Source organism: Streptomyces sp. NPDC002994 (assembly GCF_040611155.1).
Classification (GTDB): Bacteria; Actinomycetota; Actinomycetes; order Streptomycetales; family Streptomycetaceae; genus Streptomyces.
In genome coordinates this window covers 348,613-363,872 of record NZ_JBEXNQ010000001.1, presented here as the reverse complement: position 1 = coordinate 363,872, position 15,260 = coordinate 348,613, and the positions used below count along the sequence as shown (strand labels likewise).

Genomic DNA, 15,260 nt, shown 5'->3' with positions numbered 1-15,260 from the left:
CGGCGTTACTGCTTCTTCTCGCTCGTGAGCTGCCCGAAGGTCAGCCCCGTACCGGCCAGGTCGGCCCTGATTCCCTCGCGTTCCACGCTGATGCCGCGCAGCCGGAGCTCGCCCGGAGTGCTGGGCAGCCGGAAGGAAAGCGCCAGCCGCTCGGACAGTTCCGGCGGCCGCAGGCTCACCAGCGCGCCGATCAGCTTGGGGTCGATCCCGGCCTTCTCCAGCAGCCAGGGGTGGTCCATGACCACATCGACCAGGTTGAGCTTCATCAACTGTTGTACGAAGCGAGGTGAACCAGTGAGCTCGTGCAGCTCCTTCTCGCTGCGCAGCGCCCGCTCGACCCATTCCTTGGGTACGCCGAGCCGGTCGACCACCGCCGGAACGGCCAGCAGCGCCTTGATGTGCGCGCCTTCCCGGCTGATCCGGGCGGCGGCCGCCGGGTGCAGCCTCAGACCGGAGTGCGCGCGGTCCTTGCCGGGCCGGTAGGTGACGAGGCCCGGGATGTCGAGGCGCATGTGGTCGACGGTGGTGGACACCGCCCGGTCGCCGTCGCGGCGTACGTGCGCCTGTGCCCGTACCCGGACTTCGTGGCCGGCTACGGGCACAGAGCCCGCCACCCGCACCCCGCTGTCGCTGTCCTTGGTGAACTTCGCCTGGGAGGCGCCGAGCTCACGGCCCAGATCGTCGAATGACAGCAGCACGTCGCCGTCCACGCTGCCGATGACCGCGCCTCGAATCGATGCCGGGAGGCTGCCGACGAGGCGTATGTCCTTGGCGGTGGCCCGCACTTCGGCGAGGGAGACCCGGTCGGCTGCCACGTCGGGAACGGTGACGTCGACCTCGTCGAGCCGCTGGCCGGCGACCTGGGTGAGGAAGGGGAAACCGTGGATCTCGACCTCGGGCGCGGCCGCGAGCCCGAGCGACTGCTGGAGCTTCTCCTCGGCCTTGTCCTGCGCGTACAGCACGGCGAAGCGGTCGCAGGCCAGCAGGAGGCACACGCAGACGAGGCCGGTCACGGCGAGCTTCAGTACGACGGGAACCGCGGCCAGTCGGCTCCTGCCGCGGTGGTTGGGCGGCTTCCAGTCGTCATCGTCATCGTCAACGTCGAAGCCGAGTCCGGGACCGAGCGGGTCGTCCTTTGCGACGGGCTGCGGGTATTCAGCGAAATCCGGCTCCGGTGGGGCGAGCAGGGCCAGTTCGTCGTAGGGATTGGGGGGATGTGAGGCTATGCGTGTGGGGGGTCGCATCGGCTCATCCCACCATGTGAACCACCCTCGAACGCAAGCGCGACGAGCGTTACCTCCGGATTTGGCCACGTATATGGCCGGGAATGAGGACTCCCGATGAGCACTGCCTGGTTCGAACGCCCCACCCTGGTCGGCCGTTATGTGCGCCTTGAGCCGCTGACCACCGATCACGCCGAGGGCCTCTTCGAGGCGCTCAAGGATCCCGCGGTCTGGACGTGGCTGTCCAAGAAGCAGCCCGCTGACGTCGCTGGGATGCGGAAGATCGTCGAGGGGATGCTGGCGAAGCAGGAGGAGGGCGACAGCATCGCCCTCGCGCAGATCGACGTCGCCACCGGCGCAGTGGCGGGCTCCACCTCGTACTACGAGATAGAGCCGGCCGACCGGGGCATCGCCATCGGCTCCACCTGGCTCGGCGCCCGCTACCAGCGCACCGGCATCAACACCGAGGCCAAGCTGCTGCTCCTCGCCCGGGCCTTCGAGGACCTCGGCGCGCGGCGCGTCACCTGGCACACCGACCACCGCAACGAGCGCTCGCAGCGGGCCATCGAGCGCCTCGGGGCGCGGCACGAGGGTGTACTGCGCAGCCACCGGACCAGGCCGGACGGGACCGTGCGCGACACCGTCGTGTACTCGATGCTGCGAGACGAGTGGCCAGCCGCGCGCGAAGCGCTGACCACCCGCCTTCTGCGCCGCTGAGGGGCCCTGAGGCGGCTCTGAGGCGGCCCCGAGGGGGGAGTGGGCTGATCGAGTGGTGGGCCGCAAGCCCCTGGCTTACGGTCGAGTGGTGGGCGAAACCGCCCACTACTGCCCCTCTCGTGAGGGCCGCGCCTCATGACGACTCCACAACCGACACCAGCGCGAACGACAGCCGACCGGGGCCCGGGCGGTAAGAACGGCCTGGCCCTGCTGGTCATCGCCTCGTGCCAGCTGATGGTCGTCCTCGACATCACCATCGTGAACATCGCTCTGCCCCACATTCAGAGCGATCTCGAATTCTCCACCACGAGCCTTTCGTGGGTGGTCAATGCCTACACGCTGACCTTCGGCGGACTGCTGCTCCTCGGCGGCCGCGCCGGTGACATCCTCGGCCGCCGCCGGGTCTTCATCTTCGGCGTCCTGCTGTTCGTCCTCGCCTCCCTGCTCGGCGGCCTCGCGCAGAACGCGGGCCAACTCCTCGCCGCGCGCGCCCTCCAGGGCGTCGGCGGCGCCATCGCGTCGCCGACCGCGCTCGCCCTGATCGCCACCACCTTCACCGAAGGCCCGGCCCGCAACCGCGCGTTCGGTGTCTTCGCCGCGGTCTCCGCGGGCGGCGGCGCGATCGGTCTGCTGGCCGGCGGCATGCTCGTCGAATGGCTCGACTGGCGCTGGGTGCTGTTCGTCAACGTACCGATCGGGCTGCTCATCGCCTTCGCCACGCCCCGCGTGATCAAGGAGTCCGAGCGGCATCCCGGCAACTTCGACGTCACCGGAGCCCTGACCTCCACTCTCGGAATGGTGTGCCTGGTCTACGGCTTCATCCGCGCGGCACAGGACGGCTGGAGCGACGGCTACACGCTGGCGTCCTTCGGCGTCGCGGTGGTACTGCTCGCTCTCTTCTTCCTGGTGGAGCGTCGCTCCAGGCAGCCGATCACGCCGTTGCACATGTTCGCCGACCGCAACCGGGCGGGCACGTACGGCATCATGCTCGCCCTGGCCGCCGCGATGTTCGGCATGTTCTTCTTCCTCACGCTGTTCGTCCAGAACGTGATGGACTTCAGCCCGCTGGAGGCCGGTCTGGCCTTCCTGCCGGTCAGCGCGGTCATCGCGGTGGGAGCGGGAATGGCCTCACAGCTCCTGCCCAAGTACGGTCCGAAGCCGTTCATGGTGACGGGCTCGATCCTGGCCGCGGCGGGGCTGTCCTGGCTGACCCTGACGGAAGTCCACTCGACGTATCTGGGCAGCATCCTCGGCCCGATGCTCGTCTTCAGCCTCGGCATGGGCATGAACTTCGTCTCGCTGACGCTGATGGCGGTCTCCAACGTGCCCGCGCACGAGTCGGGCGCCGCCTCGGGCCTGCTCAACGTCACGCAGCAGGTGGGCGGCTCGCTGGGCCTGTCCATCCTGGTCACGGTCTTCGGCACGGCCAGCCGCCACGAGGCGGACGACCAGGTTCCGCGCTTCCTGTCGCAGGCAAACCCGGCGGAACGCGCGCAATTCGAGCAGACCGGCCAACTCCCCCCACTGTGGGCGGACGAGGTGCTCACCTCGGGAGTCTCCGCCGCGTTCATCGTCGCCGCGGTGCTCGCGGTGCTGGCCGCGATCGTGGCGCTGATCGCCATTCAGGTACGCCCGTCCGACCTGGAACGCCTCCAGGGCGGGTTCACCCCCGGCCACTGAGGTCCCGTCCCGCATCGGCGTCCCGCAGGGCCCCTCCCGGGACGGATCCTGTCCCGGAACGGTACCCTCCACATCACCGTCGTCCGTCTCTATGCACTCGCACAAGGAGTGCGACCCCCTGCCCCGCTCACGACAACGGCGGGGCCCCTGCGATTGCGACAAAGACTCTTGCCTGCACGTTCAGCCCCCGGGATGGCGCTCACGCCACTGACCGCGCGCGAAATCTCGCTCGTACGCGCCGGTCTGGCGATAGTCGAACCACACGCCGCCGACCTGACGGTCTACTTCTACACCATCCTCTTTGCACGGTACCCGCAGGTCAGAGGGCTCTTCCCGGACAATATGGACGGGCAGCGGGACAGGCTGCTGCGCGGGTTGCTGCGCATAGTCGACCTGGTCGACGATCCGGAGAACCTCGTGCGCTTCTGTACGCTCCTGGGACGCGACCACCGGAAGTTCGGAGCCCTGGAGGCTCACTACCCCGCGGTCGGCGAATGCCTGCTGGCCGCCCTGGCCCGTTACGCCGACACCGCGTGGACCGCCGAGGTCGAGGCCGCCTGGACCCGCGCCTACACCACCGCGGCGCAGGTCATGATTTCGGCCGCCGCGGACGACGCCCGCTCGCACCCCGCCACCTGGGCGGCACAGATCGTCCGTCATGAACACCGCGGCCACGGCATCGCCGAAATCACCGTCCGGCCGGAGCTTCCCTATCCGTACCTGGCGGGCCAGTACGTATCCATGCTGACGCCCTGGCAGCGCAAGGCCTGGCGCCACTACTCGCCGGCCAACGCGCCCCGGCACGACTCCACGCTCACCTTCCACATCCGGGCCGTGCCCGGTGGCCGCGTCAGCAGTGCGCTCGTCCACCGTGCGGCCGTCGGTGACGTCGTCACGCTGGGACCGCCGCAGGGCGACATGACGCTGGCCGCCGCAGAGGGCCGCGACCTGGTGTGTGTCGCGGGCGGGACCGGCCTCGCACCGATCCGCGCCCTCCTGGAGGAAGCGGCCCACAGCGACATGCGCCGTTACGTCGACCTCTTTGTGGGTGCCCGCACCGCGGAAGAGCTCTATGGTCTCGACGACATGCTGCGGATGGCTCAGCGCCAGCACTGGCTCACCGTACGAGCCGCCGTCTCTCACCAGCACATAGCCGGCAGGCAGGGCACACTGCCGCAGGTTCTGCGGGAGTTCGGCCCCTGGAGCCAGCACGAAGCGTTCCTCTGCGGGCCCCCCGGCATGGTCGAGGCGGCCGCCCGGATCCTGAGACAGGACGGAGTGCCGATGGCCAGAATTCACCACGACCCGCTGAGTGACCCCATCTTCAACACGTCCCTGGTACCTGCCCCACCCGAGCCGGAGAGCGAATACCTGTGAACAGCTCTGTGAACAGCCACGACGCCGCCCCCTCCCGCGGGGAACGCATGCTGCAAGACCACCTCGGCACCTCGGAGCGCGCCGACGCTTTCTACGACCGGCAGGTCCAGCCCCGTCTCACCACGGTGATGCGGGAGTTCATCAGCCGTCAGTCGATGGTCTTCCTCGCCACAGCGGACGCCCGTGGCCACTGCGACTCCAGCTTCCGGGCGGGCCCGCCGGGATTCGTCACCGTGCTGGACGCCCACACCCTCGCCTACCCGGAGTACCGCGGGAACGGCGTCATGGCGAGCGCCGGCAACATGGTGGAGAACCCGCACATAGGGCTGCTGTTCATGGACTTCGCCCAGGACCACATCGGACTGCACATCAACGGAACGGCCCGGCTGCTCGGCGACCAGGAGTTCCGCGCCGCCCACCAGGCCAACCCGCTGATACCGGTCGACACAGCGCCGGGACGCCGGCCCGAACTCTGGGTCCACATCACGGTCGTCGAGGCGTACATCCACTGCTCCAAGCACATACCCCACCTGGAACCGGCCCGCCGCCCCCAGGGCGCCGCACTGAAACGCCCCAAGGACGCCGACTACTTCACCACCGCCCCGACCACCAGCCTCCTCACGGACCGATAACCGGCCCCCGCCCGCATCAAATGTCGCGGAACTCATAGACAAAGCTTCTGACCTGGGCAAATGACCCCTCTCGAAGATCATCTTGCACGGTTGTTGCACAGGCCGAACGGAGCAGGAGTCACGCGGCCCTGGTGTAGGCGCTCCGGGCCGCGATGCGGACCTTGGAACCGGCTCCCACGACCCGGTGCACGTATTTACGCAGGGTAAACGCGGGATCGGCGTGTCCGAGGCGGTCCGCGAGCGTGTACACGTCTACCCCGCCGTTGATCATCATCGACGCGTACAGGTGTCGGAGCGCGTGCATCATCACGTCGCGGGACTTCTCCCAGCGTCGTCCCTTCGCGTCGGGCTCAAGGGGCTTGATGAGGCCGGCCGACGCCAGGGCGGGCTTCCAGCGGTAGGAGTTGAACCAATTCGACTGAATGGCGGTCTTCTCCCGGGTGTAGAAGATCAGCCGCACCGTGACCGGGTCGCCGCCTTTGCTGCCCCACGGTCGGGTCACCTCGACCGGCGGGTACTTCTGCATGTGCTCGCGCAGGGGGATGGCCACGTCGTCGGTCAGCTCGACCCACCGGTCCTTCGGGTCCTCGTCGTCTCCGCCCTTGGGGAGGGCGTATACGAGGAACGAGCCGTCGTGGACTACTTGCCGTTGCACGTGCACCATGGCACCGTCCGGATGTGCCCAGTCGATATCTTCTGGTGACAGGCCGAATATCTCTCCTTGCCGAAGACCCAGGCCGCGACCACAGTCGACGAGTGCTTTATAGCGGTCGGGAAGTTCGGCACGAATCTTCTCGGTGTCCTCCCATGTCAGGGTCAGCTCTGCCCGGCCGCCACCTCCTCGCTTCGGCTTGGCGTCCTGCACCGATTTGGCGAGGCACGGATTTTTGTGTATCAGGCTGTCGTCCACGGCCAGGTCAAAGACAGCCCGAAGATTGTAGAAGACCAGGCGCAGTGTGGAACTTTCGAGCAGCCTGCGACGGTCGTGCAGCCAGTCCAGCAAAGATGAGGCGTTCACGTCCTTTACGCGCATCTTCCCGACTGCGGTAGGAACGACGTGCAGGAGAATCCGCTCCTTGTGGCGTCGGTAAGTCCGTGGATTCTTGTGTTCGTGCCCCTTGAGCCACGTAAGGGCGAGTTCACCGACCCTGACCTCACCGGCGCGAGGGTTGATGTACGAACCGTCGTCCACTCCGGACCGCATCTTGGTCTCGTGCTTGCGGGCTTCGACCTCGGTGCGGAACAGCTCCGTCTGCTGGACATCTTCCCGGTTGCGCCATCGGGCCTGCCACCGCTTCCCCGTCCCGTGATCCCGCGTCGGGACTTTGCCGTGTTCCTTGCAGGTCGACTCCCCGTCTTTCGGGCGCGACTTGTGCCAGCGGTCGTACGGCATCGACTCAACTCCTAGTTTCCAACGGCCCTTTGAGTCTATTTGTGGACTCTTTCTAATCAGGGCCATCGTCGACGGCGAGATTGTCTGCCCGTTCATCGCGCCCTGAGTGAATTGGATGTTGATCCAGGCGAGCTGAAGATGTCAAATGCATTCTTGGGGTCTTCGCGACAAAGGGTGCAGAGTGGTAGAGAAGATTTCACCTAGGCGAATGCTCGCTGAGGGTTCGGCGAGGGCTCGCCGAACCCTCAGCGAAGATTCGCCGGTGTCCTTCGAGAGTTCGCAAGAGTCGTAGGCATTTCGTCGAAAGGCCCTCTGTTTGGTCCGGCCGGAATTTAATGCAAACGTTCCGTGCACCACCACGGCGGAATACCGCTCACGTGGTTCTTTCCTGCCCGCTTCGAACCGTTCTGGAGTGCCCATGCGTCGAACCACTGCCCGCGCAGAAGAAGCCGCTAGTGGCGCGGGGGACCGTTGTCCCTTGATGAGCGCGGAGGAACTGGCCGACTTCCTGGGCGTACCTCTGAATACGGTCTACATATGGAATCACCGACACCAGGGTCCGCGAGCCCACAAGGTCGGCCGCTATTTGCGCTACCGCTGGTCGGAGGTAGAGGCATGGCTGGAAGCTCAAGCAGTGAATCGCGCGACCTGATCGGCCAAGATTGGCTGGTGCCCTTGTCCTTGGTCGGGCGACAGAACCCGGCGTACAGCCCGACTCGCCTGACGCCACCAGCGGCTTTGCCTTGGAGAGGGCCTCCGACGCAGGTCGGAGGCCCCTTCTAGTGACGCGCCATCCTGAAACGGCACGGCCCCCTACGCCCGGTCGCGCCTGAGAGCCGTCTCGCCGAGCCCGAGGGCCATGCTGCCCATGAGCTGACGAGCGAAGTCCTCCAGAATCGAGGGGTTGTTAGCGAGGAACTCCATGCCCCCCTCGGTTCGCTGCTCAGGCGAAAGCTCTTTCAGTTCCTGCTGCCATGCCAGGGTGGCAGCACCGCCATCCTCGACCTGGGCATTCACGATGAGGCTCCAGAGTGCCTGCTGGGCGTCTTCACGAGCGAGCCAAGTCATGAACATCTGCTGGAACTGCTGGCTCGTCACAGTGACCTTCGGGTCGCTGGGCGCGGTGGCCAGATCTTGGGAAGGCGCGTCCGCCTCGCCCCCCGGGACGGCAGCAGGAGGTGTCGTCGTGGCCCCGGCCCGCAAGGCCTTCTTCTGGGCTCTGCGGGCCTGTTGCTTCAGCACCAAGGCTTCGCCCTTGGCAACGAGGACCGGTACGGCCTGGGTGTGCCACCAGTGGGCAACGTGAGGTTTTGCGATTTCTACGAGACCCTCGATGATCTGGCCCGTGATGTCAGCCACGGCCTGTTGGCCGGGGGTGAGCTGAGGACGCTGATCCTCCACGTACTTGGTGACGTAGACGATCTCGGGCTTGTCTGTGAAACCTGACTCCTTTTCGGCCTTCAGGCGGATCTCAACGTGCTCCGGCCCCTTGTCACTCGTCTTGGGAGTGAACCCACGGCTCCAGCCTTTGCTCTTCCGCGAGTCGGCGAGGTGCTCGCCCTTGGGGATACGAACAACTGCGTCGACCTCGTCGTACTCCTGGTCCTCGGCCATGCGTCCTCGTCAGTGCTCGGGTCTTCCTCGGCGCTCGGTCGACGAGGAAGTCGCGGTAGTAGAACCTCACTCATGACCGTAGCTGTAGCGTCCGACGATTTGGCAGGTTCGGCGAGCATCGCATCAGCCGCCACAGAGCCGCAGGTCCAAGGTTGTCACCAGTCCCCTTGCCGGATCCGCTCGTCGGACACGATCCCGTAGACGTACCGCCCAGAACGTTCGGGGCATCGTGGAATCTCCGACGGCCCCGCGATCGGCCATGCCTCCAGCGCTGACCTGATCTCGTGCCACTGCACGTTGCGCCGGCTCTCGACGATGACCAGGGTGTAGTGGTTGGTCCGGTAGGTGAAGGGCTTGCCGGTCTTCGTGTAGAAGACCTCGCCCTGGTGCTCCTCGATCCGAGGCCTCGCCGTCTCCATGTTGGGACCGACCGGCACCGGCTCGGGCGGAGGTGGCGGCGGCACTGGATGCCCTGCCCACCGGAGCCGTTCCTCCGGCGTTGGCTCCCGGCTACTCCGATGCCAGGATGCGCTCCCCGGCACGGTGGTCGAGGTGACTGCCAGCTCTGTTCCGTCCGGCAGCACCCCACGGCCAGGCTCTCGGTAGGGCTCCGTAATCCTGATGTCACGCCGCTCATAGCCGAGCCTGCTGGCAACTGACTCCAGGGTCCCCATCTGAGTGTTCCCGACGTACGACCACTGGTCCTCGCTCGCATCGTCCGAGAACTCCACGACGCCGACCAGGTAGACCCCGTTCTCGTTCGGGTCGCCGAAGAGCTGCCGCAAGCGGTCGGGTCCAAAGTCGCCCATCATCTATCCGTCCACCCCTGCATCGCCGCTGTCAGATTCTCCGTCGAATTAATGCGATCACAGTCTCCCTTGCGGCTGAGTCGCGTGCTGTGCCATCCGGGACCCGATCACAGCCACCCTGCTGAGCACCTCGGTGGCTTCCTTGAGTGTGGTTGAGGGCGGCAGCACAAAGCGCGCGCCGAACTCGACTTCACCGCTGAGCTTGGCCTGCTTCTCGCCGTAGCCAGCGCCGAGGAACGCTGGAGCACCGAGCGCCTTGAGTCTAGCCACGCCATCCTTCTCCCACTGCAAGGTCTTGCGCGGCGGATGGGGTCTCCACGGAATCCAGTCCTCTTGGGCGAGGTACTCCTGCCAGAGCAGCGCCAGGTGATCCCAGTCGAAGGCCTTGGAGGAGGTGACTCGCTGCTGCGCGAGGAAGAAGCGGAAGTCGACCCCGCGAAGCCCGCTGCTGTCGACGAGCTTGCCAACCTCCTGAGTCGGCAAGCTCTCGGTGGCATCCCAACGGACGGTGTAGCCGCTGCCCGGAATCGGGGCGTCCACGATCGCGACGTACAGGCCACCGGAGCCGATCTCCCGGATGGCCTTCGATGAGCCGCCGGGCAAGGCGACGTTGTCGTACATATAGGCAGCACGAAGCCGGAGGGCGAGGTACAGGTCGATACCGTCGATCTGATTCCAGATTGTGTGGCCATCCACCTCCGGCACCTGGGACTCGATGTGGCTCGTCCAGGCTGTAGCGGTCGTCGCGGCCCACGGTACCGGGGACGAGGCGAAGGGAGCGATGAGCTCCTCCCAGGTGAGGTTCTGCCAGTCCTGGGCATGGGTGGTGTCGAGACGGATGCGCTGAAGCGAGACCACCACGAACCGGCAGTCGTCTCGGTCCTCCTCGGCGACGTATCTGTAGTACCGCTCCAACTGTTCAATTCCGAGGCCGGCAAGCAGCTTCACTTCGACGACAGCGACAACCTGACCGTTCGCCTCCACCACCAGGTCGGGGCGATCCGATGCCTTCCGGCCCCGCGACTTCGAGACCTCCCGACGGATCTGGAGCGGGCCAACAGCGTCGATGCGGAGGACGGAGCGGGTGATCGCCTGGTCGGCATTCATGAGGGTGGCGAGCAGATCGCTCCACGCGTTCTCGCTGTTGATCGAGAGCAGGAAGCGAAGGTCCGGAAGACTGCTCACTCGCTGCCCTCTCCCAGCTCCGCGTCGATGTTGAGCACGCGGATCCTGGACTGCGACTGCGCGAGGAGCACCGCAGCGTTCTCGGCAAGGCGACGGGCGGACTTGAGCCGCAGGTCCAGCTCGACATCGTCACCCCAGCGGACTGACGTTGCGATGGCGAATGCGATCGAACCGCCGGACTCCAAGTGGCCGACGATCTCCTTGTGGATGCGGCGGCTGGTGCGCTGACTAGAGCGATCCGTCTTGGCGTTGCGGTAGTTGCTGGCTCGCCTGGCCAGCTCCACGGACTCCCCGATGTAGAGCACGCGGATGCCGTCGTCGTCCCCACCGAAATCGTAGCGGTAGAGCCCTGGCGCTCGCGGGAGTCCGGGAAACCTCGGCAGGCCGACTTCGTCCAGCGTGATCGGGCCGGCGCTCAGCCACGAGAACGCAACGCGGACGTCGAGCGCCTCCAGTTCCTTGAGCTGGGACTCGTCGAAGGGCCTACGACGCGACGCGCCGGTCAGCCGCGGGATTGAGCCGCTCTCGGTGGCCGAGGATCCGGCACCGATCAAGAACCCGAGGTTCTGCAGCCACCGCCGAGAGGCCTGCGACTGAAACCTGCTGCGCTTGGCACCTGTCGCAAGGAAGATGACCTGCTTGACCGGCCAACGCACACCATCTACTTCGACCCAGTACTCGCGGATCTCCTCGGGCACGTGACCAGCAAGACGCCCACGAACAAGCGTGGGCGTCAGCTCGAAGGATTCGCCATCGAGGGTGAACTGCATGGAACGGAGGTTAGCCTCAATCGTTCATCAGTTCTCATCAGTTCTCATCAGTTCGCTGACGGGGACGCTGTGCGTGTGGGGTGCGGCTTTTCCGGGGGTGAGGCCGCTCCTCCCGGACGACCAGCCTCATCCCCCTGGGCCAGGTGCCCAGGTCGGGCATATCGGCGATCTCCGCGGCCCAGGCGCCGGGCCGTTCGGTGCCGCCGGCGTATTAGGGCCGGCGTCCACGCCTTCTTAGGGATCTTCAGTACGGCTTTGGTGGATGGCGTCGGTGATGGTCATTCCGACGGAATACGACAGCCGCTGCCCATCAGGCGTGGATGCTGCCGCCGGAGTCGATGCGGATCAGTGTCTGCCGTCCCAGCCGCAGAGCCTTGAGGAGTCGTGCCAGGGCGAGTCGGGCGGTTTCGATGTGGTCCGCGGCGGTGTTGAAGCCTGCGTTGCCGGGCCGCAGCAGGGAGGCCACCGGCTCCCCGGACCCGGCCTGGCCGTGGTCGACGAACGCGACGAGGGGGTGGTGGCCGAAGGTCTTCTTCCGGGTCGCGGTGGCGTCCTGTTTCTCGGAGTGCGCGAGGGTTAGCACTCCGCCGATGTCCACGATCACCTGGCCGTCGGTGGCCGGACTGTTCGCACCGGCCAGTTCCCAGACCCGCCCCGTGCTCGGGAACGTGCGTCCCGGATCGTCGCGTGGGCTTTCGGGCGGATGCGGCGAGTCTGTCGATGACACGGGAGACTGTGGGATCGGCGCAAGGGCCGGGTTCACATCACCCAGAAGCCGGTCGAGGTCATGCAGCAACTCGTCCAGGTCTGCCCCGAGGGCGGCACCGTCCTGGACCCCTTCACGGGCAGCGGCTCCACGGGGGTCGCGGCCCTTCGCGAGGGACGCCGCTTCGTGGGCGTTGAGCTGTCCTCGCACTACGCCGACGTTGCCGAGCAGCGCCTTCACGCGGAGCTGACGAAGGACGACTTCGACCTGGTCGGACCAGAGGCGTGATCATGAGAGCAGAGAGAGCCCGGGGCCGACGGGTCGCAGACGCCGGAGGGCGGCTGGAGCACCGAATAACCGATGCTCCAGCCGCCCTTCTCGTTGCGTCAGGCCGCCTCGAACGCCCGCAGGATCAACGGCGCCGCCTTCTCCAGGTCCGCCGCCGAGGCAAGGCGCACTTCCAGGTCTCCGGTCCCCAAGTGCCCGACGCTGCACATGTCCCGGGCGAAGCGCCCATCGAGCGTGACGGTGGTTCGCTCAGAGGGCCATGCTTTCGAGCGCCGTATAGAACGGCGTATCCGTGGGGGGCGCCGCAGCAGACATCCGTTGCAGATCATCAGGCCGCAGGTAGCGATAGCTCTGCGGAGGGTGGAACGCCCCGCCAGCGCGCAGAGCGGTCAGTGGCACCGGAGTCTCGAAGGCGACGGGCGCTTCCAATGTCAGCCCACTGGCCTGCGCGGCTCCTTCCATATAGGTGTCGTACTCGCGCCTGCTGATTCCAGCCCGTGTGCTGCTGGCCGACCAGACCTCGCGTGGGGTCGCGACCTGTACTGAAGCGATGCGCGCCATGCCGACGATAGCCTTCGTGGGGGCCGTGGCGTACAGAAGCACCGGCGTACCCGGGGGAGCGGCGACGCGTTGCCTTCGTACCTCCACCGTCTTGGCGCCGGCGAGGATCGCCGTAGCGAACCTGGGGTGGACGGACAGCAGCATCGTGCGTTCCGGCTCGTTCACGTCTTTCGGTGCCCTTCTTCGTACACGGCCTGGTACAACTTGCTGCTGATCTTCGACAGTGACATCAGCGACAGCGGCTGTTTCAGATCACTTGCCAACGTCTTGAGGCGCCCGAGCGTCACGGCTGCGGGGAAGAGCTCCGTGTCCGAGAACCGCAGAGCCATTGCCGCACCGTGCCCCCTGGCTACAGCACGCACTTCGGACCGACCGTATACGCCCAGGTGTTCGAACTGGGAGTGCAGTGCATCCGGTGTGTCGATCAACACCTCGTCCAGCCGTGAGCATCCGATCACCATCTTGCCCTGGGGGCCGCTTGAATCCTGGCTGACGTACCAGAGAAGACGCGCAGGGACGCTCTCTCCACGTCGGCCTGGCGACCGGTAGTAGACGTGCTCACGGCTGATTCCGAGTTCGCCACGAGGGGCGAGCGGTGCAGGGACGTTGAAGAGCTCGGCGGACCAGCGGGGTTCGATGGGGACGATGAAGCATGGAATGTCAGAGTCGATGATCTTTGCCGGCCACCACGCCCGTTCGACGGCGCTGGCAATCTCGGTCTGAAGGCCCGCCCCAAAAGCAGCAGAGGCTACCTTCAGGCGGTTGGTGATCCGGTTCGCTGTGGCAGACACTTCGCGCGCCGTTCCGCAGACATCAACCAAGAGCGCTGTGAGACCGTTGTCCTGAAAGAAGAATCCGTCGAGCCCAGCGGCTTCGGCTGCCGCAGGCGACGGGAAGGGGTCCGTGATCCGGACCGTCTCCACCTCGCACTCCCGTCCGAGGTTCTTGAGCAGGAACAGCAGCTGCCGGGCCAGAGTCTGCTCCAACGGGTGTTCAGCAGTACGCAGCATCGCAACGGTCAGCGTGCGACCGTCATGAGCCCACACGTACAGGGCGACGGGACGCCCCTCTCCATCGCGCAGCAGCTCCCGCCGCCACACCACGGAATCGTCCTGCTCGAAGGCTCTGAGCCGATCTTCGAAGGCAGACCCCTTCTCGCCTTCGCTTTGATCGAAGAACGCTGTCAGTTCGCCCTCTGCGTCAGCTGCGACCTGTCCGGTGGTGAAAGCTGTCCCCAGGAGGTCGGCGGGTCGGTAGACCTGGGCTTGACGGAGCTCGTCCACATGCAGCGCAACCACGGCCGGCCGGACCACCTTCACGCGGCCGATCTCGCGGGCTACGTCCGCCAGCGCGAGGAGGTCCGGGTTGCATGTGGCCAGCACGTGGAGCCCGGCACAAGATGCCTCCGCCACGTACTGCAGCAAGGGCCCGGTGTGTGGCTGCATGCCCAGATCGGCGTTCTGGGCGCGAACACCGTCCATGAGCTCCCGATGTCGTTCCGCCACGGCTTCCGCGGCAGGCGCGAACTTTCGCATCCGTGCGACTTCGGACCGCTGCTGATTCCGCACCGTGTCAGCTGTGACACTGCGGATGTCGAGCATCAGCTGCGGTGTGTAGGCCAGCTCGGTCTCGTCCTCGAGCCAGGCCGCCTTGAAGATGCGTGGTTCGCGGCTCTCAGCATCCGGGCTTCGATCCGCGATGCCCTCCAGGACGCTGTGGTCCACGCCGACGATCAGAAGCGCATCGCTCTGCATGTCCGTGAAGAGGTCTGGGTGCCCGAAATCCAGCCACCAGGTGTCCAAGGTCTCCCGGTCGTGCCCCCTGCCGACGGACTCTCCCGGTGGTACGAACCCCAAACTTGCCCACATACCGCTGAGGTCATAGTTGCGCCGGCACTTCGCCCTGATGCCCAGCCGATTTCCGTGCCCCGCCTTTATCGCGTCGATCAGCTGCCGAGCGATTCCTTCGCCGCGGTGCTCATCAGCCACGCACAAGTGAGTCAGCCGTACGTAGTGTTTGCGCTTGGGTAGACCGAAGAGGGCGTAACCGACGACCTCGTCAGCCGCCAGCGCGACGAGCAGTCCTCCGACTTCGGCGCTCTGCAGGTATGCCTGCGGCGTGAGCAGACCGAGTGTCTTGGTGTGCAGGTTCCCCAGAGCCACCGCCGCGTCGAGCAGCCTGCCCCCTGACTCCGGCACCGTCACCACAGTGATCGACATGAGTTCCCCCTTCGTGAAACGGCGCCTTTCTCCGCTCCCACCGACATGATGGCCGTGACGTGCCACATACGGTTGCGCTTTTGATC

13 protein-coding genes and 2 pseudogenes are annotated in these 15,260 nt (G+C 66.2%); 6 read left to right on the top strand and 9 right to left on the bottom strand.

What is annotated here, in order from left to right; translation table 11 throughout:
- Window positions 1-5 precede the first annotated feature (5 nt).
- Window positions 6-1,244 (bottom strand): DUF2993 domain-containing protein, encoded by a 1,239-nt coding sequence (locus ABZX79_RS01560; protein WP_355249883.1) that lies wholly within the window; start codon window positions 1,242-1,244, stop codon window positions 6-8.
- A 96-nt stretch (window positions 1,245-1,340) separates the two neighbouring features.
- Between ABZX79_RS01560 and ABZX79_RS01555 the strand changes: the two genes are divergently transcribed.
- The 4 genes from ABZX79_RS01555 (at window position 1,341) to ABZX79_RS01540 (ending at window position 5,629) form a co-directional block, all read left to right on the top strand.
- Complete coding sequence (locus ABZX79_RS01555) at window positions 1,341-1,940, top strand: GNAT family protein (RefSeq protein WP_355249881.1); 600 nt, start codon at window positions 1,341-1,343, stop codon at window positions 1,938-1,940.
- Between the two features lie 135 nt (window positions 1,941-2,075).
- Complete coding sequence (locus ABZX79_RS01550) at window positions 2,076-3,620, top strand: MFS transporter (protein ID WP_355249879.1); 1,545 nt, start codon at window positions 2,076-2,078, stop codon at window positions 3,618-3,620.
- A gap of 192 nt (window positions 3,621-3,812) precedes the next feature.
- Window positions 3,813-4,997, top strand: coding sequence for a globin domain-containing protein (locus tag ABZX79_RS01545; protein ID WP_355249877.1), 1,185 nt, complete (start codon window positions 3,813-3,815; stop codon window positions 4,995-4,997).
- Between the two features lie 47 nt (window positions 4,998-5,044).
- Window positions 5,045-5,629, top strand: a complete 585-nt coding sequence (locus ABZX79_RS01540) for a pyridoxamine 5'-phosphate oxidase family protein (protein WP_355249875.1) — start codon at window positions 5,045-5,047, stop codon at window positions 5,627-5,629.
- 118 nt (window positions 5,630-5,747) lie between these two features.
- Here the strand turns inward: ABZX79_RS01540 and ABZX79_RS01535 are convergent, their stop codons facing one another.
- Complete coding sequence (locus ABZX79_RS01535) at window positions 5,748-7,022, bottom strand: tyrosine-type recombinase/integrase (RefSeq protein ID WP_355249873.1); 1,275 nt, start codon at window positions 7,020-7,022, stop codon at window positions 5,748-5,750.
- A 418-nt stretch (window positions 7,023-7,440) separates the two neighbouring features.
- On the opposite strand from ABZX79_RS01535, the gene ABZX79_RS01530 reads away from it, so the two are divergent.
- On the top strand, window positions 7,441-7,674 hold the full coding sequence (locus ABZX79_RS01530; protein ID WP_030577858.1) for a helix-turn-helix domain-containing protein: 234 nt from the start codon (window positions 7,441-7,443) through the stop codon (window positions 7,672-7,674).
- 161 nt (window positions 7,675-7,835) lie between these two features.
- On the opposite strand, the gene ABZX79_RS01525 is transcribed toward ABZX79_RS01530, so the two are convergent.
- The 5 genes and pseudogenes from ABZX79_RS01525 to ABZX79_RS01505 all read right to left on the bottom strand — a co-directional run.
- Window positions 7,836-8,636 carry a hypothetical protein gene (locus ABZX79_RS01525; RefSeq protein WP_355249871.1) on the bottom strand — a complete coding sequence of 267 codons (801 nt, stop codon included), beginning with the start codon at window positions 8,634-8,636 and terminating at the stop codon, window positions 7,836-7,838.
- Between the two features lie 155 nt (window positions 8,637-8,791).
- Window positions 8,792-9,445, bottom strand: coding sequence for a hypothetical protein (locus tag ABZX79_RS01520; protein WP_355249869.1), 654 nt, complete (start codon window positions 9,443-9,445; stop codon window positions 8,792-8,794).
- A 57-nt stretch (window positions 9,446-9,502) separates the two neighbouring features.
- The gene (locus tag ABZX79_RS01515) at window positions 9,503-10,630 is read right to left on the bottom strand and encodes a PD-(D/E)XK nuclease family protein (protein ID WP_355249867.1); all 1,128 of its coding nucleotides are present in this window, start codon (window positions 10,628-10,630) and stop codon (window positions 9,503-9,505) included.
- On the bottom strand, window positions 10,627-11,400 hold the full coding sequence (locus tag ABZX79_RS01510; protein ID WP_355249865.1) for a hypothetical protein: 774 nt from the start codon (window positions 11,398-11,400) through the stop codon (window positions 10,627-10,629). The genes ABZX79_RS01515 and ABZX79_RS01510 overlap by 4 nt, the downstream gene beginning before the upstream one ends.
- A gap of 94 nt (window positions 11,401-11,494) precedes the next feature.
- A pseudogene (locus tag ABZX79_RS01505) lies at window positions 11,495-12,146 on the bottom strand (transposase); the annotation flags it as partial.
- Between ABZX79_RS01505 and ABZX79_RS01500 the strand changes: the two are divergent.
- A pseudogene (locus tag ABZX79_RS01500) lies at window positions 12,146-12,394 on the top strand (site-specific DNA-methyltransferase); the annotation flags it as partial. The pseudogenes ABZX79_RS01505 and ABZX79_RS01500 overlap by 1 nt on opposite strands.
- A 249-nt stretch (window positions 12,395-12,643) precedes the next feature.
- On the opposite strand, the gene ABZX79_RS01495 reads toward ABZX79_RS01500, so the two are convergent.
- Window positions 12,644-13,120 carry an ASCH domain-containing protein gene (locus ABZX79_RS01495; RefSeq protein ID WP_355249863.1) on the bottom strand — a complete coding sequence of 159 codons (477 nt, stop codon included), beginning with the start codon at window positions 13,118-13,120 and terminating at the stop codon, window positions 12,644-12,646.
- Window positions 13,117-15,174, bottom strand: coding sequence for a GNAT family N-acetyltransferase (locus tag ABZX79_RS01490; protein WP_355249861.1), 2,058 nt, complete (start codon window positions 15,172-15,174; stop codon window positions 13,117-13,119). The genes ABZX79_RS01495 and ABZX79_RS01490 overlap by 4 nt, the downstream gene beginning before the upstream one ends.
- Window positions 15,175-15,260: the final 86 nt, after the last annotated feature.